Below are 25,670 nucleotides of genomic sequence, written 5' to 3' on the forward strand. Positions count from 1 at the left end.
GCTTGGCCCTGTTCCCGCTGGTCCATCCCGTCCCGCCCTGCTATGATTCGCGCGCCCTTTTTACGGGTATTCCTGACTAAAGTACTAGGTCTTATAGTTGACTTAAATACTCGGGAATCGCATACTTGCTCCCATTCTGAAACACCTTGGTACTTGTCCATGAGACTGACTACAAAAGGCCGATACGCGGTGACCGCCATGCTTGACCTGGCCTTGCACGCGCAAAATGGGCCGGTGTCCCTGGCCGATATCTCCGAGCGCCAAGGCATTTCCCTGTCCTACCTCGAGCAGTTGTTCGCCAAGTTGCGCCGCAGCAATCTGGTTTCCAGCGTTCGTGGTCCAGGCGGCGGCTATCAATTGTCCCGCGAGATGCAGGGCATCCAGGTCGCCCAGGTGATCGACGCGGTGAACGAATCCGTCGATGCCACCAAATGCCAGGGCCTGGGTGATTGCCACGCAGGCGACACCTGCCTTACGCACCACTTGTGGTGTGACCTGAGCCTGCAGATCCATGAGTTTTTGAGTGGTATCAGCTTGGCTGATCTTGTGACTCGCCGTGAGGTGCAAGAAGTAGCCCAGCGTCAGGACCAGCGCCGTTGCAACACCAAGGCGCCGCGTCTGGACAAGATTGAAGCGTCCGCCGTCGAGTGACAGCCGAAGAGCTAACGGCGCGCCAGCCAGCCTGATTTAGGAGAAAGTCCATGAAATTGCCGATTTACCTTGATTACTCAGCGACCACCCCGGTTGATCCGCGTGTCGCGCAAAAGATGAGCGAATGCCTGCTGGTTGACGGAAACTTCGGTAACCCGGCGTCCCGTTCCCACGTTTTCGGCTGGAAAGCTGAAGAGGCAGTGGAAAACGCTCGTCGCCAGGTCGCTGACCTGGTGAATGCCGACCCACGTGAAATCGTCTGGACCTCCGGTGCAACCGAGTCCGACAACCTGGCAATCAAGGGTGCGGCGCATTTCTACGCGACCAAAGGCAAACACCTGATCACCACCAAGATTGAGCACAAGGCTGTCCTCGACACCATGCGCCAACTGGAGCGTGAAGGTTTTGAGGTTACCTACCTTGAGCCAACCACCGACGGTATCGTGACCCCTGCGATGATCGAAGCCGCGATGCGTGAAGACACCATCCTGGTTTCCGTGATCCACGTGAACAACGAAATCGGCACCATCAACGACATCGCCGCCATCGGCGAGCTGACCCGCTCCAAGGGCGTGTTGCTGCACGTCGACGCTGCTCAGTCCACCGGCAAGGTCGATATCGACCTGTCGAAACTGAAAGTCGACCTGATGTCGTTCTCTGCCCACAAGACCTACGGCCCTAAAGGCATCGGCGCCCTCTACGTGAGTCGCAAGCCTCGCGTACGTATCGAAGCCACCATGCACGGCGGCGGTCACGAGCGCGGCATGCGTTCGGGCACCCTGGCGACCCACCAGATCGTCGGCATCGGCGAAGCGTTCCGTGTGGCCAAGGAAGACATGGCTGCCGAAAACGTGCGCATCAAGGCCCTGAGCGATCGCTTCTACAAGCAGGTCGAGCACCTTGAAGAGCTGTACATCAACGGCAGCATGACCGCCCGTGTACCGCACAACCTGAATTTGAGCTTCAACTACGTCGAAGGCGAGTCGCTGATCATGGCGCTCAAGGACCTGGCGGTTTCGTCCGGTTCGGCCTGCACCTCGGCTTCCCTTGAGCCGTCTTACGTCCTGCGCGCCCTGGGCCGCAACGACGAACTGGCTCACAGCTCGATCCGCTTTACATTCGGCCGTTTCACCACCGAAGAAGAAGTCGACTACGCCGCGCAGAAAGTCTGCGAGGCCGTCACCAAGCTGCGTACCTTGTCCCCGCTGTGGGACATGTACAAGGACGGTGTCGACATTTCCAAGATCGAGTGGGCGGCACACTAAATATAGAAGCCGCCACCCAAAAGGCTCTGTAAAGACGTGGCGGAAAACGCAGGCGTATTTGCAGGGTTCCAGAGCGGCCCTGATGAGTGAGGATTCAGTACCATGGCTTACAGCGAAAAGGTCATCGACCACTACGAAAACCCGCGCAACGTCGGCAAGATGAACGCGGAAGACCCTGATGTCGGCACCGGCATGGTCGGCGCTCCGGCGTGCGGCGACGTTATGCGCCTGCAGATCAAGGTCAACGAAGCTGGCGTTATCGAAGACGCCAAGTTCAAGACCTACGGTTGCGGTTCGGCCATCGCCTCCAGCTCCCTGGCGACCGAATGGATGAAAGGCAAGACCCTGGATGAGGCTGTGACTATCAGCAACACCCAGCTGGCCGAAGAACTGGCCTTGCCGCCAGTGAAAATCCACTGCTCGGTACTCGCAGAAGACGCTATCAAGGCGGCCGTTCGCGACTACAAGCAGAAGAAAGGCTTGATCTAAGCAATTTGGCGACGAGTAAGGAGTCACGATGGCTATCAGCATGACAGAAGCGGCTGCGCAGCACATTCGCCGCTCCCTGAATGGGCGCGGTAAAGGTGAGGGGATTCGTCTGGGTGTTCGCACCACGGGCTGTTCCGGCCTTGCCTACGTGCTGGAGTTTGTCGACGAGGTGGTCGAGGAAGATCAGGTGTTCGAGAGTCACGGCGAAAAAGTGATCATCGACCCGAAAAGCCTGACCTACCTGGACGGCACCGAACTCGATTTCGTCAAGGAAGGGTTGAACGAAGGCTTCAAGTTCAACAACCCCAACGTACGCGGTGAATGTGGCTGCGGCGAAAGCTTCAACATCTGAGGCTGATCGTGGGTACTCCTTGTCATTTCGCTTTGTTCGAGCTGCAGCCGAGTTTTCGACTGGACCTTGAACAGCTTGCCACGCGCTACCGTGAATTGGCGCGTGGGGTGCATCCGGACCGCTTCGCTGACGCTTCCGAGCGTGAGCAACGCCTGGCGCTGGAGCAATCAGCCAGCCTCAACGAAGCCTATCAGACGCTCAAGAACCCTCCCAAACGCGCGCGCTACCTGCTCGCGATGGGCGGTCGCGAGCTGCCGCTTGAAGTCACGGTCCAGGACCCTGATTTCCTGATGCAGCAGATGCAATGGCGCGAGGAGCTTGAAGAACTGCAGGACGAGGCTGATCTGGCCGGAGTCGCAGTGTTCAAGCGCCGTCTGAAAGTGGCCCAGGATGAACTCAACGAAAGCTTCGCAGCCTGTTGGGATGATGCAGCGCAACGTGAACAGGCCGAACGCCTGATGCGGCGCATGCAGTTCCTCGACAAGCTCACCTACGAAGTGCGCCAGTTAGAAGAGCGCCTCGACGATTAACCCAGTGCCGCCCAGGTTGCACGCCTGATATACAGATAAGTCCTGATTACCATGGCCCTACTGCAGATCGCCGAACCCGGTCAAAGTCCTCAACCGCACCAGCGTCGTCTGGCGGTCGGGATTGACTTGGGCACTACCAATTCGCTGGTCGCTGCATTGCGCAGCGGTCTTTCCGAGCCGCTGCCCGACGCGGATGGCCAGGTCATCCTGCCGTCTGCCGTGCGTTATCACGCTGACCGCACCGAAGTGGGCGAGTCGGCCAAGCTGGCGGCGTCTACCGATCCTTTGAATACCGTGCTGTCGGTCAAGCGCTTGATGGGTCGTGGTTTGTCCGACGTCAAGCAGCTGGGCGACCAGCTTCCATACCGCTTTGTCGGCGGCGAATCACATATGCCGTTCATCGACACGATCCAGGGCCCGAAAAGCCCGGTGGAAGTGTCGGCCGATATCCTCAAGGTCTTGCGCCAGCGCGCCGAGACCACCTTGGGTGGCGAACTGGTAGGTGCGGTGATTACTGTTCCTGCATATTTCGATGACGCTCAGCGCCAGGCCACCAAGGATGCGGCGAAACTTGCCGGCCTGAACGTGCTGCGCCTGCTCAACGAGCCGACCGCAGCCGCTGTGGCTTACGGCCTGGATCAGCACGCCGAAGGCCTGGTGGCTATTTACGACCTGGGCGGCGGTACCTTTGATATTTCGATCCTGCGCCTGACCGGCGGTGTCTTCGAAGTGCTGGCTACCGGTGGCGATACCGCCCTGGGTGGCGATGACTTCGATCACGCCATTGCTGGCTGGATCATCACCAGCGCCGGCTTGTCTGCCGACCTGGACCCGGGTGCGCAACGTAATTTGCTGCAAACTGCCTGTGCCGCCAAAGAAGCGCTGACTGACGCTGCGTCGGTTGAAGTTTCCTACGGTAGCTGGTCGGCTCAACTGACCCGCGAAGCGTTCGATTCGTTGATCGAACCGATGGTCGCCCGCAGCCTGAAAGCCTGCCGCCGCGCCGTGCGTGATTCCGGTGTCGAGCTGGAAGACGTGGTCGCCGTGGTCATGGTGGGTGGTTCGACCCGCGTGCCGCGTGTTCGTGAGGCGGTCGCTGAAGCCTTCGGCCGTCAGCCGCTGACTGAAATCGACCCGGATCAAGTGGTGGCTATCGGTGCCGCGATCCAGGCCGATACCCTCGCCGGTAACAAGCGTGATGGTGGCGAACTGCTTCTGCTTGACGTGATCCCGTTGTCCCTGGGGCTGGAAACCATGGGCGGCCTGATGGAGAAGGTGATTCCACGCAACACCACCATCCCCGTTGCCCGCGCCCAGGACTTCACCACGTACAAAGATGGTCAGACGGCCATGATGATTCATGTGCTGCAGGGCGAGCGTGAGCTGATCAGCGACTGCCGTTCCCTGGCGCGCTTCGAATTGCGCGGCATTCCGGCGATGGTGGCTGGTGCGGCGAAGATTCGCGTGACCTTCCAGGTCGACGCCGACGGCTTGCTCAGCGTTGCCGCTCGCGAACTGGCCTCCGGCGTTGAAGCCAGCATCCAGGTCAAGCCGTCCTACGGCCTGACCGACGGTGAAATCGCCAAGATGCTCAAGGATTCGTTCCAGTACGCCGGTGACGACAAGGTCGCCCGCGTGCTGCGTGAGCAGCAAGTCGACGCCCAGCGCCTGCTCGAAGCGGTGCAGGGCGCCCTGGAAGCTGACGGCGAACGTCTGCTGGATGCCGAAGAGCGCATGGTCATCGACCTGCAAATGCAGGAACTGGCTGAATTGATGAAAGGCACCGATGGTTACGCCATCGAGCAACAGACCAAGCGCCTGTCGCAAGTGACCGATGCCTTTGCCGCCCGTCGTATGGACCAGACGGTAAAAGCCGCCCTGGCGGGCCGCAACTTGAATGAACTTGAGGATTAACTGATGCCGCAGATCATTTTTCTGCCACACGCCGAGCATTGCCCGGACGGTATGGTTGTGGAGGCTGAGACCGGCAAGTCCATTCTCGAAGTCGCTCACGATAACCACATCGAGATCGAAAGCGCCTGCGGCGGCGTTAACGCCTGTACCACGTGCCATTGCATCATCCGCGAAGGTTTCAATAGCCTGGAAGAGGCTGATGAGCTGGAAGAGGACTATCTTGATAGGGCGTGGGGCCTTGAGCCGACGTCGCGATTGAGCTGTCAGGCAAAAGTGGGAACAGAAGACCTCACCGTCGAGATTCCGAAGTATTCGCTCAACCATGCCGCCGAAGCGCCGCATTGATTCAAGGAAATGTCATGAGCCTGAAATGGGTTGATGTACAAGAAATCGCTATACAACTTGCTGAAGCTCACCCGGATGTCGATCCTCTGTCGGTGAACTTCGTCAAGTTGCGCAACCTGGTGATGCAGCTGCCGGAATTTGACGACATCCCGGATCGGGGTGGCGAAAAGGTTCTTGAGGCGATACAAGGCCTGTGGATCGAAGAAGCAGACTGAATCGCCTTTTTACGCAGTTAGGCAATACCCAAGAACCCGCGTATAATTCGCGGGTTTAATTTTTCGCAAATTACCGTTTCTGGAGTTACACCATGGCTGTTCAACGTACTTTCTCCATCATCAAGCCTGACGCTGTTGCAAAAAACGTCATCGGCGAGATCACCACTCGTTTCGAAAAAGCCGGCCTGAAGGTTGTAGCTTCGAAACTCAAGCAACTGTCCAAGGCTGAAGCTGAAGGCTTCTACGCTGAGCACAGCGCTCGTGGTTTCTTCGGCGACCTGGTTGCCTTCATGATCTCCGGCCCTGTTGTTGTTCAGGTTCTGGAAGGCGAAAACGCTATCGCTCTGAACCGTGAGCTGATGGGCGCTACCAACCCTAAAGAAGCTGCTGCCGGCACCATCCGTGCTGACTTCGCTGAATCGATCGACGCCAACGCCGTTCACGGTTCGGACTCCGAAGCCGCTGCTGCCCGCGAAATCTCGTACTTTTTCGCTGCTACTGAAGTAACCGCTCGCTAAGCATTGGCTTAAAAGAGCGAAGGTGAATCCATGACTACATTGACTGCAAAAACCAACCTGCTGGGTCTGACTCAACAGGAAATGGAAAAATTCTTCGACTCAATCGGGGAGAAGCGTTTTCGTGCCGCTCAGGTAATGAAGTGGATTCACCATCTTGGCGTCGATGATTTCGACGCCATGACGAACGTCAGCAAGGCCCTGCGCGACAAGCTCAAGGCCATTGCCGAAGTTCGCGGCCCCGAAGTGGTCAGCGAGGACATTTCCACCGACGGCACCCGTAAGTGGGTGGTGCGCGTGGCGTCCGGCAGCTGCGTCGAGACCGTGTACATTCCCCAGGGCAAACGCGGCACTCTGTGCGTTTCGTCCCAGGCAGGCTGTGCCCTGGACTGCAGTTTCTGCTCCACCGGCAAGCAAGGTTTCAACAGCAACCTCACCGCCGCCGAAGTCATCGGCCAGGTGTGGATTGCCAATAAATCGTTCGGCAGCATCCCGGCGACCGCCGACCGTGCCATCACCAACGTGGTGATGATGGGCATGGGCGAGCCGCTGCTGAACTTCGACAACGTTGTCGCGGCCATGCACCTGATGATGGACGACCTGGGCTACGGTATCTCCAAGCGCCGCGTGACCCTGTCGACCTCCGGCGTGGTACCGATGATCGATGAGCTGGCCAAGCACATCGACGTCTCCCTGGCGTTGTCGCTGCACGCACCGAATGACGCATTGCGTAACCAATTGGTGCCGATCAACAAGAAGTATCCGCTTAAGATGTTGCTCGAATCTTGCCAGCGCTACATGGCGACCTTGGGCGAAAAGCGTGTGTTGACCATTGAGTACACCATGCTCAAGGACATCAACGACAAGGTCGAGCACGCGGTCGAGATGATCGAGTTGCTCAAGAACGTACCGTGCAAGATCAACCTGATTCCGTTTAACCCGTTTCCCCATTCTGGCTATGAGCGGCCGAGCAACAACGCCATCCGCCGTTTCCAGGATCAACTGCACCATGCAGGCTTCAATGTCACCGTGCGCACCACCCGCGGCGAAGACATCGATGCGGCATGTGGCCAATTGGTAGGACAGGTGCTGGATCGCACCCGTCGCAGCGAACGTTATATCGCCGTGCGTGAATTGAGTGCCGCCGACGATATGCCGCAAAGCGCCGCGACTCGAACCTGAGAGAGGATCTCTATGCCCTTGCGCCTTGCGCTGCTTTTGCTTGTTGCCAGCCTCGCGGCTGGCTGTGTTTCATCGGGCCATGACAGCCCGTTGCAAACCGGCAAGGGCCGTGACGAAGCGCGAGCTGCCTATGTGCAGCTGGGCTTGGGGTACTTGCAGCAAGGGATGACCGAACAGGCCAAGGTGCCGCTGAAAAAAGCCCTCGAGCTGGATGGCAGCGACGCCGACGCCAATGCTGCGCTGGCCTTGGTGTTCCAGGCCCAGGCCGAGCCCGAATTGGCCGATCAATATTTCCAAAAGGCCCTGGCCACACGCCCTGGCGACCCAAGACTGCTGAATAACTACGGCAGTTTTTTGTTTGCGCAGAAACGTTATGCCCAGGCATCCGAATATTTCCAGCAGGCTGCGGCCGATACCCTCTATCCTGAGCGTTCGCGGGTTTTCGAGAACCTGGGGGTGACCTCAATGCTTCTCGGCCAGCGCGACACCGCACGCCAGCAACTGGAAAAAGCCCTGCACCTGAACCAGCGCCAGCCACGGGCCTTGCTCGAAATGGCTGAGTTGTCCTTCGAAGACAGGCATTATGTGCCGGCACGTGACTATTACGAGCGTTTTAGCCTGCTGAGCGGGCAAAATGCACGTAGTCTATTGCTCGGTGTGCGCCTGGCGACGGTTCATGAAGAACGCGACAAGGCCGCACGTTTTGGCCAGCAACTCGAACGACTCTATCCCGGTACGCCGGAATATCAGCAATACCTGTCGGAGCAATGATGAAAGCGGCGCACCCGGAAGTTGTAGCAGCTAATCGTGGAAACCCAGGCGAGACCTTGCGTCAGGCCCGCGAAAGCAATGGTTGGTCGCTGGCAGAAGTGGCCCTCAAGCTCAATTTGACCACGACTTCATTGGGCAACCTTGAAGCTGGCGCATTCGACAAGCTGCCAGGGCATACCTTTGCCCGCGGCTATATCCGCGCCTACGCGAAGTTGCTGGGTATCGACCAGGCTGCATTGGTCCAGGAATTCGACCAAATCACCGGTACCGATTCCCAGGGCAGCAATGTCCATGGTCTTGGCCGCATTGAAGAGCCTGTGCGGGTTTCCCACACCATTTTGCGCATTGTCAGCCTGTTGCTGCTCATCGCCGTGATCGGCGGTGGTTTTGTATGGTGGCAGGATCAGACCGCCCAGCGTGGCAAGGACTTGTCCAGCAACGCCATGGAGCACGTCGAAGTCGAAAGCGCCGACGGCACCACCCAGATTCATCCGTTGGATGAGCCGGAAGACCAGGCCGTGGCCCAGGGTCAGGCGGCGCCTGAGGCAGAGCCAAGCGCCGAGCAGCCTGCGCCCGAAGCAGGTACTGCCGCCGCAGTGGCACCCGTCGCACCCGCTCCAGCGGTTGCAGTGACGCCTGCTGCTCCAGCTCATACGCCAGCAACGCCAGCAGTACCGGCGCAGGCTCCGGCAACAACGGCTCCCGTCGCCCCGGCGATTTCCGCGCCAACCACCCCGGTACTGATCGCCGGTGATGGCCGAGTACAAATTACCTACGTCGCTGACTGCTGGACGCAAGTCTCCGATGGCAACGGCAAGGTGCTGTTCAGTGGTCTGAAGCGTAAGGGAGATACACTTGACCAGGGCGGCAAGCCTCCTTTGACGCTGCGTCTGGGCTTTGCCCGTGGCGCGCAAGTGGCCTACAACGGCCAGCCTGTGGACGTGGCGCCGTTCACCAGTGGCGAGACTGCTCGCCTCAAGTTGGGACAATAAAGTCATGCACGGCGAATCTCCAATCAAACGTCGCGTATCGCGCAAGATCTGGGTCGGCTCGGTGCCGGTGGGCGGCGATGCCCCCATCGCAGTACAAAGCATGACCAACAGCGACACCAATGATGTGGCGGCCACTGTCGCCCAGATCAACCGCCTGGAAGCGGCGGGCGTCGACATCGTGCGGGTTTCCGTACCGGATATGGACGCTGCCGAAGCCTTTGGCCGCATCAAGCAACTGGTCAAGGTGCCGCTGGTCGCCGATATTCACTTCGACTACAAGATCGCGTTGCGCGTGGCCGAGTTGGGCGTCGATTGCCTGCGGATCAACCCGGGCAACATCGGTCGTGAAGACCGGGTTCGCGCCGTGGTGGATGCCGCCCGTGATCGCGGGATTCCAATTCGCATCGGCGTCAACGCCGGCTCGCTGGAAAAAGACCTGCAAAAGAAGTACGGCGAGCCGACGCCGGCCGCACTGGTCGAGTCCGCGCTGCGCCACGTAGAACACCTTGAACGCCTGAATTTCCAGGACTTCAAGGTCAGCGTAAAGGCTTCCGACGTGTTCATGGCGGTAGAAGCGTACCGCCTGCTGGCCAAGGAAATCGTCCAGCCGCTGCACCTGGGTATCACCGAAGCCGGCGGTTTACGCTCAGGCACAGTGAAATCTGCGGTGGGTCTCGGTATGCTGCTGGCCGACGGGATTGGCGATACTATTCGCATCTCCCTCGCGGCAGACCCGGTAGAGGAAGTGAAAGTCGGTTACGACATTCTCAAATCCCTGCATTTGCGTTCCCGTGGCATCAACTTCATTGCCTGCCCGAGCTGCTCGCGGCAGAACTTCGACGTGGTGAAAACCATGAACGAACTGGAAGTACGCCTCGAAGACCTGCTGGTGCCGCTGGATGTCGCGGTGATCGGCTGTGTGGTCAACGGGCCGGGTGAGGCCAAAGAGGCCCATGTGGGCCTGACCGGTGGTACGCCAAACCTGATTTACATCGACGGCAAGCCGTCGCAGAAATTGACGAATGACAATCTGGTGGATGAGCTGGAACGGCTGATCCGCCAGAAAGCGGCCGAAAAGGTCGAAGCTGACGCAGCGGTTATCGCGCGCGGCTGATCGAACGAATTTAAGGATTTGATGTGAGCAAGTCTCTGCAAGCCATTCGTGGCATGAACGACATCCTGCCTGAGCAGACGCCCCTGTGGCGCTACTTCGAGGGCACTGTCGCGCGCCTGCTGGATAACTACGGTTACAAGCAGATCCGCATGCCGATCGTCGAGTTCACCGAGCTGTTCAAGCGCTCCATCGGTGAAGTGACCGACATCGTCGAAAAAGAGATGTACACCTTCGAAGACCGCAACGGTGACTCCCTGACCCTGCGTCCGGAAGGTACTGCCGCGTGTGTGCGTGCGGTGCTCGAACATGGCCTCACCGGCGGTGGCCAGCCGCAGAAGCTCTGGTACATCGGCCCGATGTTCCGCCACGAGCGTCCGCAGAAAGGCCGTTATCGCCAGTTTCACCAGATCGGCCTGGAAGTCTTCAACCTCGACGGTCCGGACATCGACGCCGAGCTGATCGTGCTGACCTGGCGCCTGTGGGGCATGCTGGGCATCCGCGATGCGGTCAAGCTTGAACTCAACAGCCTGGGCACCAGCGAATCCCGGGGCCGCTACCGCGAAGCCCTGGTGGAATTCCTGTCGGCCCACCTGGACAAGCTGGACGAAGACAGCCAGCGTCGCCTGAAAACCAACCCGCTGCGGGTACTGGACACCAAGAACGCCGAGACCCAGGCCGTACTGGTGGACGCGCCGAAAATGGCCGACTACCTGGACGACGAGTCCCGTATCCACTTCGAGGGCCTCAAGGCTCGCCTGGATGCAGCCGGTATTCCTTACGTCATCAACCCGAAACTGGTGCGTGGCCTCGATTACTACAGCAAGACCGTGTTCGAGTGGGTCACCGACAAGCTCGGCGCCCAGGGCACGGTGTGTGCCGGTGGTCGTTACGACGGCCTGGTCGAGCAGATGGGCGGCAAGCCGACCACCGGCGTAGGTTTTGCCATGGGCATCGAGCGGCTGATCCTGCTGCTGGAAACCCTGGAGCAGGTTCCCGAAGAAATCTCCCGTCAGGTGGACGTGTACTTCTGTGCCTTTGGCGAGGCGGCCGAACTGGCTGCCCTGGCCCTGAGCGAGAAACTGCGCGACCAACTGCCGAACCTGCGCCTGCAAGTCAATGCCGGCGCCGGCAGCTTCAAAAGCCAGTTCAAGAAAGCCGACAAGAGCGGTGCGTTGTATGCACTGATCCTGGGTGATGATGAGTTGGCCCAGCAAGTGGTAAGTTTCAAACCCCTGCGTGGTCAGGGTGAACAACAAAGCATTGCCTTTGATGCGCTTGCAGCGCACCTGGCCACCTGCATCGTGCAGGGTTGAAGCTGTCAAACAGCCGATTTAGCGATTAAGGAGTATTGGGGTGTCGAGTACTGATGATGACCAGCTGGCCGAGTTCAAAGACTGGTGGCAGCGCAACGGCAAGCCCCTGGTCACTGGCGGCTTGCTGGCTTTAGTAGTGGTGTTCGGCTGGCAAGCCTGGCACAAGTATCAGGCTAACCAGTCGCAAGGCGCCTCGATTATCTATCAGCAACTGCTGGAAACCACGCTGACGCCAAACGGCAAGCCTGACCTGGCCCAGGTTGCAGACCTGGCCGGCAAGCTGAAGAGCGAATTCGGCGGTAGCACCTACGCGCAATACGGCAGCCTGTTCGTCGCAAAAGTTGCGGTCGACAACGGCAAGCTGGATGACGCCGCCTCCGAGCTGAAAGCCATCACCGACAAGCCGGCCAACCCGACACTGGGTGAAATCGCACGTCAGCGTCTGGCTCAGGTACTGGCGGCACAGAACAAGGCCGACGAAGCACTGAAACTGCTCGACGGCGATGCTGACAAGGCATTCCTGGCCACTCGTGAAGAGCTCAAGGGCGACCTCCTGGTCCAATTGGGTCGTACCGACGAAGCCAATGCTGCGTACCAAAAAGCCAAGGCGGCGCTGTCTGATGAAGCGGCGGTCGGTGGCTTACAAATCAAGCTCGACGACTTGGCCAAAGGGGATGCGTGACGTGATCCGTTGGAAACATGCAGCATTGCTGGCTCTGGCCGTTTTGGCCGCGGGTTGCAGCAGCAACAGCAAAAAAGAACTGCCTCCGGCCGAGCTGACCAGCTTCAAGGAAGAAGTGGTCCTGCAAAAGCAGTGGAGCCGCTCCATTGGTGACGGTCAGGGCGATCTGTACAACCTGATGGTCCCGGCGATCGACGGTGACACTATCTACGCCGCTGATTCCACCGGTGTTGTGGTCTCCATGGATCGCATGAACGGCGACGTCAAGTGGAAGAAAGACCTCGAACTGCCTGTGTCCGGTGCCGTTGGCGTGGGTTCTGGCCTGGTGATGCTCGGCACGCTGAAAGGCGACGTCGTGGCACTGGATTCGAGCACCGGTGAAGAGAAATGGCGCGCTCGCGTGACCAGTGAAGTGCTCTCGCCACCGGCTACCAACGGTGACGTGGTTGTCGTGCAGACCCAGGATGACCGTGTGATCGGCCTCGACGCCGCCACCGGTAACCAGCGCTGGTTGTATGACAGCACGCCGGCGGTCCTGACCTTGCGCGGTACCAGCGGTCCGGTTGTGACCAGCAACCTGGCACTGGCAGGCCTGTCGACCGGTAAAGTGGTCGCCCTGGACACCCAGAACGGCGTGCCGGCCTGGGAAACCCGGGTCGCGATTCCTCAAGGTCGTTCGGAACTGGACCGCGTAGTGGACATCGACGGTGGCTTGCTGCTGTCGGGTGATACCCTTTACGTCGCTACTTATCAGGGCCGTGTTGCGGCGCTGGACGTGCAGAGCGGCCGGATCAACTGGCAGCGTGATGCTTCCAGCTACGCCGGTGTCGCCCAAGGGTTTGGCAGCGTCTACGTAAGCCTGGCGTCCGGCACCGTTGAAAGTGTCGACGAGCGTTCCACCACTGCATTGTGGAGCAACGACTCCCTGGCCCGCCGTCAGTTGTCGGCACCGGAAGTGTTCTCCAGCTACGTAGCGGTAGGCGACTTTGAAGGTTACCTGCACCTGCTGAGCCAGGTGGACGGTCGCTTCGTGGGTCGCGAACGTATCGACAGCGACGGCCTGCGTGCCCGTCCGCTGGTGGTAGGTAACATGCTTTACGTGTATGGCAACAGCGGCAAACTGGAAGCGCTGACCATCAAGTAATGGTTTGACTATGCTTGGGGTAATTCCCAGGCGGCCCTGCTTCGGCAGGGCATGCGGCGCTTTCGAGCGCTGCCCCGAGCACCAGCCGCTGCCTTGCAGCGGCTTTTGTATTTTCTGAAATAACGAAGTGGAGAGCCGCATGGTTCCCGTAATCGCCCTGGTGGGCCGACCGAACGTCGGCAAGTCCACCTTGTTCAACCGCCTGACCAGGACTCGCGACGCCATCGTCGGCGACTTGTCCGGTCTGACCCGTGATCGCCAATACGGTGAGGCAAAGTGGCAAGGGCGCTCCTACATTATTGTCGACACCGGTGGTATCTCCGGTGACGAGCATGGCATGGACGAAAAGATGGCCGAGCAGTCGCTGCTGGCCATTGAAGAAGCTGATGTCGTGTTGTTCCTGGTGGACGCCCGCGCGGGCTACACCGCTGCAGACCAGATGATTGGCGAGCACCTGCGCAAGCGCAACAAGCGTTCCTACGTGGTGGCCAACAAGATCGACAATATCGATCCTGAAATGGCCCGCGCCGAGTTCAGCCCGATGGGCCTGGGCGATGCGATCCCGATCGCCGGTGCCCACGGTCGCGGCATCACCCAGATGCTGGAAATCGCCCTGCGCGACTTCCCGCGTGATGACGTGGATGAAGTCGAAGGCGAAGAAGAAATCGTTGCCGAAGGCGAGGAAGCCAAGCGCATTCCTGGCCCAAGCGAAAAAGACGGTATCAAGATCGCGATCATCGGCCGTCCGAACGTCGGCAAGTCGACCCTGGTCAACCGCATGCTCGGTGAAGACCGGGTAATCGTCTATGACGAGCCGGGCACCACTCGCGACAGCATCTACATCCCGTTCGAGCGTAACGACGAGAAGTACACGCTGATCGACACTGCCGGTGTGCGCAAGCGCGGCAAGATCCACGAAGAAGTTGAAAAGTTCTCCGTGGTGAAAACCCTGCAGGCGATCAAAGACGCCAACGTAGTGATCTTCGTCATGGACGCCCGCGAAGGCGTGGTAGACCACGACCTGAACTTGCTGGGCTTTGCCCTGGAAGCCGGTCGCGCCCTGGTGATTGCGATCAACAAGTGGGACGGCATGACGCCGAGCGAGCGCGACTACGTCAAGGTCGAGCTGCAGCGTCGCCTGTTCTTCGTCGAGTTTGCCGATATCCACTTTATATCGGCACTGCACGGTACCGGCGTGGGTAACCTCTACGCCTCGGTGCAGAACTCGTTCAAGTCCGCGGTTACCCGCTGGCCGACCAACCGCCTGACCCAGATTCTTGAAGATGCGGTCAGCGAGCACGCGCCGCCGATGGTCAACAACCGTCGGATCAAGCTGCGCTACGCTCACTTGGGTGGTGCCAACCCGCCGATTATCGTGATTCACGGTAACCAGCTGGAGAAGGTGCCGAAGTCCTACGTGCGTTACCTGGAAAATACCTACCGCCGCGTCTTGAAACTGGTCGGTACGCCGATCCGTATCGAGTTCAAGGGTGGCGAGAACCCGTACGAAGGTAACAAGAACAGCCTCACCGACCGCCAGGTAAACAAAAAGCGCCGGATGATGACGCACCACAAGAAGGCCGACAAAAAGCGCCGCGACAAGCGCTGATCCTGATCGGTTGAAAAAGGGCTCTTTCGGAGCCCTTTTTTGTGCTTGGCGGTTGACCCTTCGCGGCATGCAGCTTAAAACTTGGGGCTCACCGCAAGGGGCGCACCGATGATCACCAGCAAGCTGCCGAATGTCGGCACCACCATCTTCACCACCATGTCGCAACTCGCTGCCGAAACCGGTGCGCTCAACCTGTCCCAGGGCTTTCCCGACTTTAACGGGCCCCAGGAGTTGCTCGATGGAGTGGGCAGACACATTGCCCTGGGCCATAACCAATACGCCCCGATGACCGGCCTGCCGGTACTGCGCCAGCAAGTGGCGGCCAAGATCGCCCGCAGCTATGGCGCAACGGTGAATGCCGACAGCGAAGTGACCATCACCCCAGGCGCCACTGAAGCGATCTTCTGTGCGATCCAGGCGGTGATCCGCAGCGGTGATGAAGTCATCGTGTTCGATCCGGCCTACGACAGCTACGAGCCTTCTGTGGAACTGGCAGGCGGTCGCTGCGTACACGTGCAACTGGGCCTGGATGATTTCGCCCTGGACTTCGAGCAACTGCGCGCTGCGCTGTCGCCGCGCACCCGCATGATCATCCTCAACAGCCCGCATAACCCCACCGGTGCCCTGATCAGCCGTGCCGAGCTGGACCAGTTGGCCGAGTTGATCCGCGACCGCGACATCTACCTGGTCAGCGACGAGGTCTACGAGCACCTGGTGTTCGACGGTGTGCCCCACGTCAGCGTGTTGGCCCACGAAGAGCTGTATCAGCGTGCGTTTGTGGTCAGTTCGTTCGGCAAGACCTACCACGTCACCGGCTGGAAAACCGGCTACGTAGTCGCGCCGCCAGCCCTCAGCGCCGAGCTGCGCAAGGTGCATCAATATGTCAACTTTTGCGGCGTGACCCCGTTGCAGTACGCTTTGGCAGACTTCATGGCCGAACACCCGGAACACGTCGAGGAGCTGCCGGCTTTTTATCAAGCCAAGCGCGACCTGTTCTGCGACCTGCTGGAACCGTCGCGTTTCAGCTTTACCCGGGTGGCCGGTACCTACTTTCAATTGGTGGATTACTCACAGATTCGCCCGGACCTGGATGACGTCGCCATGTCGCTGTGGATGACCCGCGAACACGGCGTTGCGACCATCCCGGTCTCGGTGTTCTACCGGAACCCACCGCAAGGCCAGCGCCTGGTGCGACTGTGCTTTGCCAAACGCGAGGAGACGCTGCGTCAAGCAGCCGAGAAACTATGCGTGATCTGAGTGCACTGCCCAACCTGAACATCGCCCTGGTGCAAACCACCCTGGCCTGGCACGACCGCCAGGCCAACCTGGAGCATTTTGAACTGTTGCTGGAACAGGCCAAGGGTGCCGACCTGATCGTGCTACCGGAGATGTTCACCACCGGTTTCTCGATGGAATCGGAAACCCTCGCCGAGCCTGAAAACGGCCCCACCCATCAATGGCTGCAGGCCCAGGCGAAGAAGTACAACGCGGTGATCACCGGCAGCGTGATCATCCAGGCCGCCGACCGCAGTCACCGCAACCGCCTGCTGTGGGCGCGACCGGATGGTGAGGTGTTGCACTACGACAAGCGTCACCTGTTCCGTATGGCCGGTGAACACGACCACTACACCCCCGGCGAGCGCCAGGTGCAGTTCGAACTCAAGGGGTGGCGGATTCGTCCGTTGATCTGCTACGACCTGCGATTCCCGGTGTGGAGTCGTGACGCCCAGGACACTGACTTGCTGCTGTACACCGCCAACTGGCCGGGCGCACGTCGCCAGCACTGGAACCGTCTGCTGCCGGCACGGGCCATTGAAAACCTGTGCTACGTGGCGGCGGTGAATCGGGTGGGCACGGACGGCAAGGGCTTTGCCTACACCGGCGACAGCCAGGTCGTGGACTTCCAGGGCGAAAGCCTGCTGAGCGCAGGGGAGGCGGACGGGGTGTTCCAGGTGTGCCTGGACGCAGCGGAATTGGCGGAGTACCGCACACGCTTCCCGGCGAACCTGGATGCGGACAGCTTCGAGTTCACCTGAAGGATTTTCGCCGCCTTATAGATTGCCTTCGCGAGCAAGCCCGCTCCCACATTCGACCTGCGCCACCTGAAAGAACGCGGTCAAAATGTGGGAGCGGGCTTGCTCGCGAAGAGGCCCTGAAAATCACCACAAATTCCAATAAAAAGGCCCCTGGATTCTCATCCCGGGGCCTTTCGCATTTCAGCGGTCAGTGCTTACGCCGCTTTCGCTTCCAGCTGGCTCAACGAGCGGTTCAGCGCGCTGAACACCGCCTTGAAGCTCGCCGTGGTGATGTTTTCATCAATGCCCACGCCATGCACCGGACGCTCACCGTTCACCCGCAGCTCGATGTAGGCCGCTGCCTTGGCATTGGTGCCGGCACCAATCGCATGTTCGTTGTAATCCATGATCTCCACACCAATCGGCAGCCCGGCCACCAGCGCTTCCAGGGCGCCGTTGCCCTTGCCGTGCCAGCGCAGGTTGGTTTCGCCCTGGCCTTTGCCGGAGACTTCAACTTCCACCGAGCTGTTGCCGTTCTCTTCCTGCAAGCGATGGCTGACCAGCGCGTAAGGAATGTTGGCTTGCAGGTATTCACGCTGCAACAAGCTGTAGATCTGCGCGGCCGTCATCTCCAGGCCCACTCGGTCGGTTTCGGCCTGTACCACCTGGCTGAACTCGATCTGCATGCGGCGCGGCAAGCTGATGCCGTATTCCTGCTCCAGCAGGTAGGCGATGCCGCCTTTGCCCGACTGGCTGTTGACGCGGATCACCGCCTCGTAGCTGCGGCCGATGTCGGCCGGGTCGATCGGCAAGTACGGCACTTCCCACAAGGCGTCGTCTTTCTGCTGGGTGAAGCCCTTGCGGATCGCGTCCTGGTGGGAGCCGGAGAAGGCGGTGTGAACCAGGTCGCCGACGTACGGGTGACGCGGGTGAACCGGGATCTGGTTGCACTCTTCGACAACTTTGCGGATGCCGTCGATGTCGGAGAAGTCCAGCTGAGGGTCGAGGCCCTGGGTGTACATGTTCAGGGCCACGGTGACCAGGTCGACGTTACCGGTACGCTCGCCGTTGCCGAACAGGCAGCCTTCGACACGGTCGGCGCCGGCCATCAGGCCCAACTCGGTGGCGGCTACGCCGGTGCCACGGTCGTTGTGGGTGTGCAGGCTGATGATCACGCTGTCGCGACGGTTGATATGACGACCGAACCACTCGATCTGGTCGGCATAGATGTTCGGGGTGGCGCACTCGACGGTGGCTGGCAGGTTGAGGATCACCTTGTGCTCAGGCGTCGGGTTCCAGACCTCGATCACCGCGTCACAGACTTCCTTGGCGAACTCAAGCTCAGTGGCGCTGAACGTCTCTGGCGAGTATTCGAAGGTCCACTGGGTTTCCGGCTGCTGGGCGGCGTATTTGACGAACAGCTTGGCCGCGTTGACCGCGATCGCCTTGATGCCATCCTTGTCCTGGTTGAACACGATGCGGCGGAACGACGGCGAGGTGGCGTTGTACAAGTGAACGATGGCTTTCTTCGCCCCGCGCAGGGATTCGAAGGTGCGTGCGATCAAGTCTTCACGGCCCTGGGTCAGCACCTGGATGGTGGTGTCCTCGGGGATGTGATTGTCTTCGATCAGGGTGCGCACGAAGTCGAAATCGGTTTGCGACGCAGCCGGGAAGGAGGCTTCGATTTCCTTCACACCGACGGCCACCAGGGTCTTCCAGAAACGCAGCTTTTTCACCGCGTCCATCGGTTCGATCAGCGACTGGTTGCCGTCGCGCAGGTCGGAACTGCACCAGATCGGCGCGGTGGTGATGGTTTTCGAAGGCCAGGTGCGGTCCGGGATATCAATGGTCGGGAACGCGCGGTACTTCGAAGACGGGTCTTTGAGCATGCTCATCGGGAAATCCTTTGTCTAGGGGCCGAGAAAAGGCGGCCTGCCGTAAAACTGTTATTGGGGATAAAGCAGAAGACGAGGCAGATCGATTCAGCCTGGCAGTCGTGCGCTGACTAGGCACAGGCTGCGGTGCTGGCGGAGCTGAATGAGGGTGTGAGAGGTTTTCATAGGTCCAACCCTAACCGCCGGGGTGAAAGATGGCAAGCAGTCGGAAAAAATTGAGAGAAGTTCTGCTATTGCTGAGGAAAACGAGATTTTATGGTTGAGAATTGTGCGCGGGGTTGTTTTGTTTGCGCACCCGTTGCCGGGTGCGCAATTGAGCATCAGGGCTGAAACGCGCCGATAAAGATCGCCGGATCCACCCGTGCGTCGTTCAGGCTGATGTTCCAATGCATATGCGGCCCGGTCGCCCGGCCGGTGGAACCGACCTTGCCCACCACCGCACCACGAGCCAGTTGCTGGCCCACGCTCACATCAATCTTCGACATATGGCAGAACATGCTGATAAAGCCCTGGCCATGGTCGACAAACACGGTGTTGCCGTTGAAGAAGTAGTTGCCGGTCAGGATCACCTTGCCCGCTGCCGGGGTCTTGATCGGCGTGCCGGCGCCCACGGCAAAGTCCAGGCCGGAATGCGGATTCCGCTCCTCGCCATTGAAGAAACGTCGCACGCCGAACTTGCTCGACAGCGGCCCGTTCACCGGCTTGTCCAGCAGCAGGTTGCTCGGCGTGTTCGGGCTGAAACTGCGATAGGCCTTGAGCTGGACTGCCAGCTCGCCTTCGATGCGCTTGAGTTGCGCCGGGTCCGGGTTCACCTGGCTCTTGTTCTTCAGGGTGATGTGCTGCTCGGGGTATTTCTTGAAGCCCACGACAAACGGCAGGTTCTGGCTGCCGCTGGTGATGCGTTGGGTGCCGGGCTTGACCGTCAGCGGGATGCCCACAATCGCCAGCCAGTTGTTTTGCTCCTTCACCACCAGCACCGGGCGGTTCATGTAGGTGGCTTTGGGCGCCGTGGCCGAAGTGCCGAGGTCGACCACCGCCACGCCACCGGGCACCGGCTTGTTCAGCAGGCGGGTGATGTAGCTGTCGGCATGGGCGTTAAAGGTCAGGCACAGCAGCATCAACAAACTTAAAAAGCGTGGCATCAATCAGTCCAGTAACGAGAGGGTGACGGGCGTCAGGTGGTTGTCTTCCACCCGTACCTGCAATTGGCCTTCACCGAGGCGCGCGGTCAGGCGCTGGCCGGTGTGGGTTTGCGCGGCGTTGCGAATCGCCTGGCCGCGTTCGTCGAGCAAGATGCTGTAGCCGCGTCCAAGCGTCGCCAGCGGGCTGACCACGTGCAGCGTCTGCACCTGGCTTTGCAGTTGCAGGCGACGGGCCTTGAGGCCTTCGCGCATGGCGCGGGGCAGGCGTTCGGCAAGGCTGTCCAGGCGTTGGCGCAACAGCGCCAGTTGGCGGCCGGGGTGTTGGCCGGCGAGGCGGGTTTCCAGGCGGATCAAACGCTCGCGACGGGTGTTGAGGCTGCGCTCGAAGGCACGCCGCAGGCGCATGTCCAGGTCATCCAGGCGCTGGGCCTGTTGGCGCAGGCGCTCGCCCGGGTGACGCAGGCGACGAGCCATGCCTTCCAGGCGCAGGCGGTCGTGGGTCAGGCGGTTGCGCATCAGCATCACCAGGCGGCGGTGCAGGTTCTCTACCTGGCGAGTCAGGTGGCTGGAGTCCGGCGCCAACAGCTCGGCAGCGGCGGAAGGCGTTGGGGCGCGTACGTCGGCGACAAAGTCGCTGATCGACACATCGGTCTCATGGCCAACGGCGCTGACGATGGGCGTCACGCAGGCGTCCACCGCACGCGCCACGGCTTCTTCGTTGAAGCACCAGAGGTCTTCCAGCGACCCGCCGCCACGGGCCAGGATCAGCGCGTCGAAGCCGCGTGCGTCGGCCAGCTTCAGTGCGCGGACGATCTGCGCCACGGCTTCACGACCTTGTACGGCTGTCGGGATCAACGTCAGTTCCACGTTGGGCGCCCGGCGGCGGAACACGCTGATGATGTCGCGAATCACCGCACCGGTGGGCGAGCTGATAATCCCGATGCGCCGTGGGTGTGCGGGCAGCGGCACCTTGCGCTCGGCACTGAACAGGCCTTCGGCGCTGAGTTTTTCTTTCAGCGCGTCGAAGGCCAGGCGCAGTGCGCCGTCACCGGCCGGCTCCACCGTGTCGAGAATCAGCTGATAGTCGCCACGGCCCTCAAACAGCGAGACCTTGCCCCGCACCTTCACCGCCAGGCCGTCTTTCAACGCCTGGCGCACCCGTGCGGCGTTCTGCCGGAACAGCGCACAACGCACCTGGGCGCCACTGTCCTTGAGGGTGAAATACACGTGGCCGGAGGCCGGGCGGGCGAGGTTGGAGATCTCGCCTTCGACCCAGATATTGGTGAACACGTCTTCCAGCAACACCCGCGCGCGGCCGTTGAGCTGGCTGACAGTCAGGACTTCGCGGTCCAGGCCCAGACGGGCAAAGGGATCTTTAATCATGGGCGGCAGTTTATAGGCATTCGTGCAGGGTTTGACAGAATTGCTCCACCAGCGCGTTCGGCGTTTGCTGGCAGGCGAGGGCGACGGTGCTTTGGCAATCGGGATCGGCCAGGGGTAAAAAATGGATGTTGGCCGGCGCAATGTCCTGCATCGACTCCGGCAGCAAGGCGATCCCGAATCCGGCCTGGATCAGCTGTAGCTGCGTGGTCTTGCGCGACATCACCCGCGCCGCCTTGGGGAAAAATCCTGCACGCATGCACAACTCGGCTGACAGGTAACTCAGCCCTCCGCGCTGGGGGTGAGGGATCGAGATAAACGCTTCGTTCTTCAGTTGCGCCAAATCGATACCGGATGTGTGCCCGGCCAACCGGTGGTTCGGCGGCACGGCCAGCAACAGCCTTTCGCTATATAAAGGCACGATGCGCACGCCTTCGCGCTGGCGCAACACCGGTAAGCGCAACAGCCCGACCTCCAGTCGGCCGTCGGCGATTTCTTCCAACTGGGCTTCGGAGGACAGTTTGGCGATGTCCATCGATACGCCCGGGCATCGTTCCAGCCAGGCACCGATGCCGCGCAGCAGGCGGCCACTCATCGGCACCGTGCTCGAATGGCTCATCCGCAGCGTGCCGAGCTGTCCATTGCCCACTTGCGTCGCCATCTCACTGGCCTTGAGCAGTTCGCCCAGCAGGTTGCGTGCCCGCGGATAAAAAGCCTCGCCCGCAGCCGTCAGCCGTGGCTGGCGCGCAGTGCGTTCAAACAGCGGCGTTTGCAGCAGGTTTTCCAGCTCCTTGATCTGCCGGCTCAGTGCCGATTGCGCCACAAACAGCCGCTCGGCCGCTGCGCTGAAGCTGCCGCTCTCGGCGATTTCGACGAAGTAACGCAATTGCCGGGTGGAAATCACAAGTCATGCCTTTTCGAGATGAGTGATGGGCTTTGAAGATATTAGTCGCAACGCTTGCCAATGGCTAAAGTGATGGCCATCTCTAATAAGGAATACGTCATGAGTCCGGTCGAGTTGTTGAGTCATTGGTCGTTTGGCGGTGTGGACTGGCTGGTGATAGGCGTGGCGATTGCCCTGGCGTATATCGTGTTCGGCATTGCAGGCTTTGGTACCGCATTGGTGGCGGGGCCGATCCTGATTCTGTTCATGCCGCTGTCGAAGATCATCCCCTTGCTGGTGCTGCTGGATTTTGTCGCGGCCTTCGGCAACCTTCTGCAATCGCGCCGGGATGTGGTGAAACCGGAGTTGTTCAGGCTACTGCCGTGCATGGCGATTGGCTGCACCCTTGGGGTGATCTTCCTGCTCAACTTGCACTCCGATTTATTGCTGCTGTTGATGGGGCTGTTTATCAGCGCCTATGCGATCTACAGCCTGGCGGTGAAGGCCAAGCCCACGCAGATGGCAGCCGGCTGGGCGATTCCCATGGGGGTTGTCGGCGGGCTGTTTGGCGCGTTGTTTGGCAGTGGCGGCTTTCTGTATGCGATCTACCTCAACAGCCGATTGCCCAAGGATGGCGCGCGGGCGACCCAGAGTGCGTTGATCAGTTGCAGCACGGTGGTGCGCCTGAGCCTGTTTCTGATCGCGGGCGTGTATGCCGAGCTACCCTTGTTGATGTTGGCGGTGTGCCTGTTGCCGGCCATGGCGCTCGGGCTGTGGGCGGGGCGGCGGTTGACCCTGCGCATGTCCCGCGAGGCGTTTGTGCGGTTGGTGACCTGGCTGGTGCTGGCCAGTGGCATTGCCTTGATTGCCCGTTACTTGAGTACTTGACCTGATTGTTTCAGGGATTAAGCTGCCAGCCTTCAGGGCCTCTTCGCGAGCAAGCCCGCTCCCACATTTGGAACGCATTCCCCCTGTGGGAGCGGGCTTGCTCGCGAAGGCGCCAGTAGCCACGCCGCAGGACTCCCATGAATTCCCAAAGCATCCTTGTCCCGAAAATCTCCACGCTACCCGTCCACGAACCCCGCGCCCGGGCGATCGTGCGCTGGCTGGTGCGCAAGAACATCGTCAAGGAAGAACTCACCACCTGCGGGCGCACCGGCAACCGCATGGGCTATGCCCTGGCCGACGGTGCCCGCGCCGTGGTGCTGCACCCCGACGCGCTGCCGTTCAACGAGCCGATCAACGGCCTGGAGATCATCTACAAGCGCTGCATCTACACCCCGGCCAAAGGCTTCCTGGAAGAGGCCGGCTGTCCCGAGTGCCTCAAGGAAGTCGGCGAAGCCCTGTTCGAAAGCCTGGAAGACTGGATGCCCGGCCACACCGATAACTTCACCTGCCCGCTGTGTGGGCATGAGGACGACATCAACGGTTTCCTGTTCCTGCAGGAATGCGGCTTTTCCAACCTGGGATTCATCTTCAATAACTGGGCGGAGGCGGGGTTCAAGCAGAGTTTTATCGACGAATTTGCCGACTGGCTGGACCAGAAGATGAGTTGGGTCAAAGTCGAACTTTAATCCGATGTGAGCGTTCCCACGCAGAGCGTGGGAACGCTCAGTGCTGCAAAAATCATCCATCTATCAGTATTACCAAGTTTGTCAGAGTTTTACATTGAACCCGAGGGGGTGTCTGACTATAATGGCGCGCTTCCATTTTCCCGCTCGGGAGCCCCCGCGATGCTGCGTATCAGCCAAGAAGCTCTGACATTCGACGACATTCTCCTAGTGCCCGGTTATTCCGAGGTGCTTCCTAACGAAGTCAGTCTCAAGACCCGCCTAACCCGTGGCATCGAGCTGAATATTCCTCTGGTTTCCGCTGCCATGGACACCGTCACTGAAGCCCGTTTGGCAATCGCCATGGCTCAGGAAGGCGGCATCGGCATCATCCACAAGAACATGACCATCGAGCAGCAAGCTGCCGAAGTTCGCAAGGTCAAGCGTTACGAAGCCGGTGTGGTCAAGGACCCGATCACCATCGAGGCCGATGCCACCGTTCGTGACCTGTTCGACCTGACCCGCCTGCACAACATCTCCGGCGTTCCGGTACTGCACGATGGCGACCTGGTCGGCATCGTCACTTCCCGTGACGTGCGTTTCGAGAACCGCCTTGAAGTCACCGTCCGTGAAGTGATGACGCCTAAAGAGCGCCTCGTTACTGTCAAGGAAGGCGCCGACAAGAACGATGTGCGCGAGCTGCTGCACAAGCACCGCATCGAACGCGTACTGATCGTCGACGACAAATTCGCCCTCAAGGGCATGATGACCGTCAACGACATCGAAAAAGCCAAGGCTTACCCGCTGGCCAGCAAGGACGATCAAGGTCGTCTGCGCGTAGGCGCTGCGGTCGGTACCGGCAAAGACACCGGTGACCGTGTAGCGGCCCTGGTGGCTGCCGGTGTTGACGTGGTGGTGGTCGACACTGCCCACGGTCACTCCAAAGGCGTGATCGACCGCGTTCGCTGGGTCAAACAGAATTTCCCTGACGTGCAAGTGATCGGCGGCAACATTGCCACCGGCGCTGCCGCCAAGGCCCTGGCCGAAGCCGGTGCTGATGCGGTCAAGGTCGGTATCGGCCCTGGCTCGATCTGCACCACCCGTATCGTGGCCGGTGTAGGCGTACCGCAAATCAGCGCCATCGCCAACGTCGCCGCGGCCCTTGAAGGCACTGGCGTACCGTTGATCGCCGACGGCGGCATCCGTTTCTCCGGTGACCTGTCCAAGGCCATCGTCGCCGGTGCTTCCTGCGTGATGATGGGCTCGATGTTCGCCGGTACTGAAGAAGCGCCGGGCGAGATCGAACTGTTCCAGGGTCGTTCGTACAAGGCTTACCGTGGCATGGGTTCCCTGGGTGCCATGTCCCAGGCTCAAGGCTCTTCCGACCGCTACTTCCAGGACTCCTCCGCGGGCGCCGAGAAGCTGGTACCGGAAGGCATTGAAGGGCGTGTTCCGTACAAGGGCACCCTGAGCGCCATCATCCATCAACTGATGGGCGGCCTGCGTTCCTCGATGGGCTACACCGGCAGCGCCGACATCGAAGAAATGCGCACCAAGCCTGAGTTCGTGCGGATCACCGGTGCCGGCATGGCCGAGTCCCACGTCCACGACGTACAGATCACCAAGGAAGCGCCAAACTACCGCGTAGGTTGATGCTTCCAGCAAATAGTTAAGTAACCGGGGCTGTCTTATTCAGCCCCGAGTTGTTTCTGATTCATTAGA

General features: G+C 60.2%; 26 protein-coding genes. 22 read left to right on the forward strand and 4 right to left on the reverse strand.

Annotated features, from left to right (window positions below; all coding sequences use genetic code 11):
• The first annotated feature begins 159 nt into the window (after positions 1 to 159).
• From iscR to JV201_RS05050, 19 genes are all read left to right on the forward strand, one after another.
• Positions 160 to 651, forward strand: a complete 492-nt coding sequence (gene iscR, locus JV201_RS04960) for a Fe-S cluster assembly transcriptional regulator IscR (RefSeq protein ID WP_177027913.1) — start codon at positions 160 to 162, stop codon at positions 649 to 651.
• A gap of 50 nt (positions 652 to 701) precedes the next feature.
• A complete protein-coding gene (locus JV201_RS04965; RefSeq protein ID WP_008438290.1) occupies positions 702 to 1,916 on the forward strand; it encodes an IscS subfamily cysteine desulfurase in 1,215 nt (404 codons plus the stop codon).
• A gap of 102 nt (positions 1,917 to 2,018) precedes the next feature.
• Positions 2,019 to 2,405 (forward strand): Fe-S cluster assembly scaffold IscU, encoded by a 387-nt coding sequence (iscU, locus tag JV201_RS04970; protein WP_003209682.1) that lies wholly within the window; start codon positions 2,019 to 2,021, stop codon positions 2,403 to 2,405.
• Between the two features lie 28 nt (positions 2,406 to 2,433).
• Positions 2,434 to 2,757 carry an iron-sulfur cluster assembly protein IscA gene (iscA, locus tag JV201_RS04975; protein ID WP_003209680.1) on the forward strand — a complete coding sequence of 108 codons (324 nt, stop codon included), beginning with the start codon at positions 2,434 to 2,436 and terminating at the stop codon, positions 2,755 to 2,757.
• A gap of 8 nt (positions 2,758 to 2,765) precedes the next feature.
• Positions 2,766 to 3,287 (forward strand): co-chaperone HscB, encoded by a 522-nt coding sequence (hscB, locus tag JV201_RS04980; protein ID WP_008438289.1) that lies wholly within the window; start codon positions 2,766 to 2,768, stop codon positions 3,285 to 3,287.
• A gap of 51 nt (positions 3,288 to 3,338) precedes the next feature.
• The gene (hscA, locus tag JV201_RS04985; protein WP_087695132.1) at positions 3,339 to 5,201 is read left to right on the forward strand and encodes a Fe-S protein assembly chaperone HscA; all 1,863 of its coding nucleotides are present in this window, start codon (positions 3,339 to 3,341) and stop codon (positions 5,199 to 5,201) included.
• A 3-nt stretch (positions 5,202 to 5,204) separates the two neighbouring features.
• Positions 5,205 to 5,546 (forward strand): ISC system 2Fe-2S type ferredoxin, encoded by a 342-nt coding sequence (gene fdx, locus JV201_RS04990; RefSeq protein WP_003209674.1) that lies wholly within the window; start codon positions 5,205 to 5,207, stop codon positions 5,544 to 5,546.
• A 14-nt stretch (positions 5,547 to 5,560) separates the two neighbouring features.
• Positions 5,561 to 5,761, forward strand: a complete 201-nt coding sequence (gene iscX, locus JV201_RS04995; protein ID WP_003209673.1) for a Fe-S cluster assembly protein IscX — start codon at positions 5,561 to 5,563, stop codon at positions 5,759 to 5,761.
• Between the two features lie 92 nt (positions 5,762 to 5,853).
• Positions 5,854 to 6,279: a nucleoside-diphosphate kinase gene (gene ndk, locus JV201_RS05000; protein ID WP_003175956.1), complete on the forward strand. Its 426-nt coding sequence runs from the start codon at positions 5,854 to 5,856 to the stop codon at positions 6,277 to 6,279.
• A gap of 30 nt (positions 6,280 to 6,309) precedes the next feature.
• Positions 6,310 to 7,458, forward strand: coding sequence for a 23S rRNA (adenine(2503)-C(2))-methyltransferase RlmN (rlmN, locus tag JV201_RS05005; protein ID WP_003209670.1), 1,149 nt, complete (start codon positions 6,310 to 6,312; stop codon positions 7,456 to 7,458).
• Between the two features lie 12 nt (positions 7,459 to 7,470).
• Complete coding sequence (gene pilW, locus JV201_RS05010; protein WP_003209669.1) at positions 7,471 to 8,229, forward strand: type IV pilus biogenesis/stability protein PilW; 759 nt, start codon at positions 7,471 to 7,473, stop codon at positions 8,227 to 8,229.
• The gene (locus JV201_RS05015) at positions 8,229 to 9,221 is read left to right on the forward strand and encodes a RodZ family helix-turn-helix domain-containing protein (protein ID WP_003209667.1); all 993 of its coding nucleotides are present in this window, start codon (positions 8,229 to 8,231) and stop codon (positions 9,219 to 9,221) included. Before pilW ends, JV201_RS05015 begins: the two co-directional genes overlap by 1 nt.
• A 4-nt stretch (positions 9,222 to 9,225) precedes the next feature.
• Positions 9,226 to 10,335, forward strand: a complete 1,110-nt coding sequence (gene ispG, locus JV201_RS05020; protein WP_003209666.1) for a flavodoxin-dependent (E)-4-hydroxy-3-methylbut-2-enyl-diphosphate synthase — start codon at positions 9,226 to 9,228, stop codon at positions 10,333 to 10,335.
• 23 nt (positions 10,336 to 10,358) lie between these two features.
• Entirely contained in the window at positions 10,359 to 11,648 is a 1,290-nt protein-coding gene (gene hisS / locus JV201_RS05025) for a histidine--tRNA ligase (protein WP_003209664.1), read from the forward strand.
• Positions 11,649 to 11,688: 40 nt separating this feature from the next.
• Positions 11,689 to 12,330 (forward strand): tetratricopeptide repeat protein, encoded by a 642-nt coding sequence (locus JV201_RS05030; RefSeq protein WP_003209663.1) that lies wholly within the window; start codon positions 11,689 to 11,691, stop codon positions 12,328 to 12,330.
• Positions 12,323 to 13,474 carry an outer membrane protein assembly factor BamB gene (bamB, locus tag JV201_RS05035; RefSeq protein WP_003209662.1) on the forward strand — a complete coding sequence of 384 codons (1,152 nt, stop codon included), beginning with the start codon at positions 12,323 to 12,325 and terminating at the stop codon, positions 13,472 to 13,474. The genes JV201_RS05030 and bamB overlap by 8 nt, the downstream gene beginning before the upstream one ends.
• A 139-nt stretch (positions 13,475 to 13,613) precedes the next feature.
• On the forward strand, positions 13,614 to 15,083 hold the full coding sequence (der, locus tag JV201_RS05040; protein ID WP_003209661.1) for a ribosome biogenesis GTPase Der: 1,470 nt from the start codon (positions 13,614 to 13,616) through the stop codon (positions 15,081 to 15,083).
• Between the two features lie 108 nt (positions 15,084 to 15,191).
• Complete coding sequence (locus JV201_RS05045; RefSeq protein ID WP_003209660.1) at positions 15,192 to 16,340, forward strand: pyridoxal phosphate-dependent aminotransferase; 1,149 nt, start codon at positions 15,192 to 15,194, stop codon at positions 16,338 to 16,340.
• Positions 16,328 to 17,119 (forward strand): amidohydrolase, encoded by a 792-nt coding sequence (locus JV201_RS05050; RefSeq protein ID WP_008438274.1) that lies wholly within the window; start codon positions 16,328 to 16,330, stop codon positions 17,117 to 17,119. Before JV201_RS05045 ends, JV201_RS05050 begins: the two co-directional genes overlap by 13 nt.
• A gap of 194 nt (positions 17,120 to 17,313) precedes the next feature.
• Here JV201_RS05050 and leuA read toward each other — a convergent pair whose 3' ends face one another.
• The 4 genes from leuA to JV201_RS05070 all read right to left on the reverse strand — a co-directional run bounded on the left by leuA (position 17,314) and on the right by JV201_RS05070 (position 22,419).
• Complete coding sequence (gene leuA / locus JV201_RS05055; RefSeq protein ID WP_003209657.1) at positions 17,314 to 18,993, reverse strand: 2-isopropylmalate synthase; 1,680 nt, start codon at positions 18,991 to 18,993, stop codon at positions 17,314 to 17,316.
• Positions 18,994 to 19,313: 320 nt separating this feature from the next.
• Complete coding sequence (locus tag JV201_RS05060; RefSeq protein ID WP_008438272.1) at positions 19,314 to 20,135, reverse strand: peptidoglycan DD-metalloendopeptidase family protein; 822 nt, start codon at positions 20,133 to 20,135, stop codon at positions 19,314 to 19,316.
• 3 nt (positions 20,136 to 20,138) lie between these two features.
• Entirely contained in the window at positions 20,139 to 21,518 is a 1,380-nt protein-coding gene (gene xseA, locus JV201_RS05065; RefSeq protein ID WP_003209653.1) for an exodeoxyribonuclease VII large subunit, read from the reverse strand.
• Positions 21,519 to 21,528: 10 nt separating this feature from the next.
• Positions 21,529 to 22,419 carry a LysR family transcriptional regulator gene (locus JV201_RS05070; protein WP_087695128.1) on the reverse strand — a complete coding sequence of 297 codons (891 nt, stop codon included), beginning with the start codon at positions 22,417 to 22,419 and terminating at the stop codon, positions 21,529 to 21,531.
• Between the two features lie 99 nt (positions 22,420 to 22,518).
• On the opposite strand from JV201_RS05070, the gene JV201_RS05075 reads away from it, so the two are divergent.
• From JV201_RS05075 to guaB, 3 genes are all read left to right on the forward strand, one after another.
• Complete coding sequence (locus JV201_RS05075; RefSeq protein ID WP_003209649.1) at positions 22,519 to 23,286, forward strand: sulfite exporter TauE/SafE family protein; 768 nt, start codon at positions 22,519 to 22,521, stop codon at positions 23,284 to 23,286.
• 137 nt (positions 23,287 to 23,423) lie between these two features.
• A complete protein-coding gene (locus tag JV201_RS05080) occupies positions 23,424 to 23,972 on the forward strand; it encodes a hypothetical protein (protein WP_003209647.1) in 549 nt (182 codons plus the stop codon).
• A 159-nt stretch (positions 23,973 to 24,131) separates the two neighbouring features.
• A complete protein-coding gene (gene guaB, locus JV201_RS05085; protein ID WP_003209646.1) occupies positions 24,132 to 25,601 on the forward strand; it encodes an IMP dehydrogenase in 1,470 nt (489 codons plus the stop codon).
• The last annotated feature ends 69 nt before the right edge of the window (positions 25,602 to 25,670 follow it).

The organism is Pseudomonas sp. Colony2 (assembly GCF_019382755.1).
In the GTDB taxonomy this organism is placed as follows: domain Bacteria; phylum Pseudomonadota; class Gammaproteobacteria; order Pseudomonadales; family Pseudomonadaceae; genus Aquipseudomonas.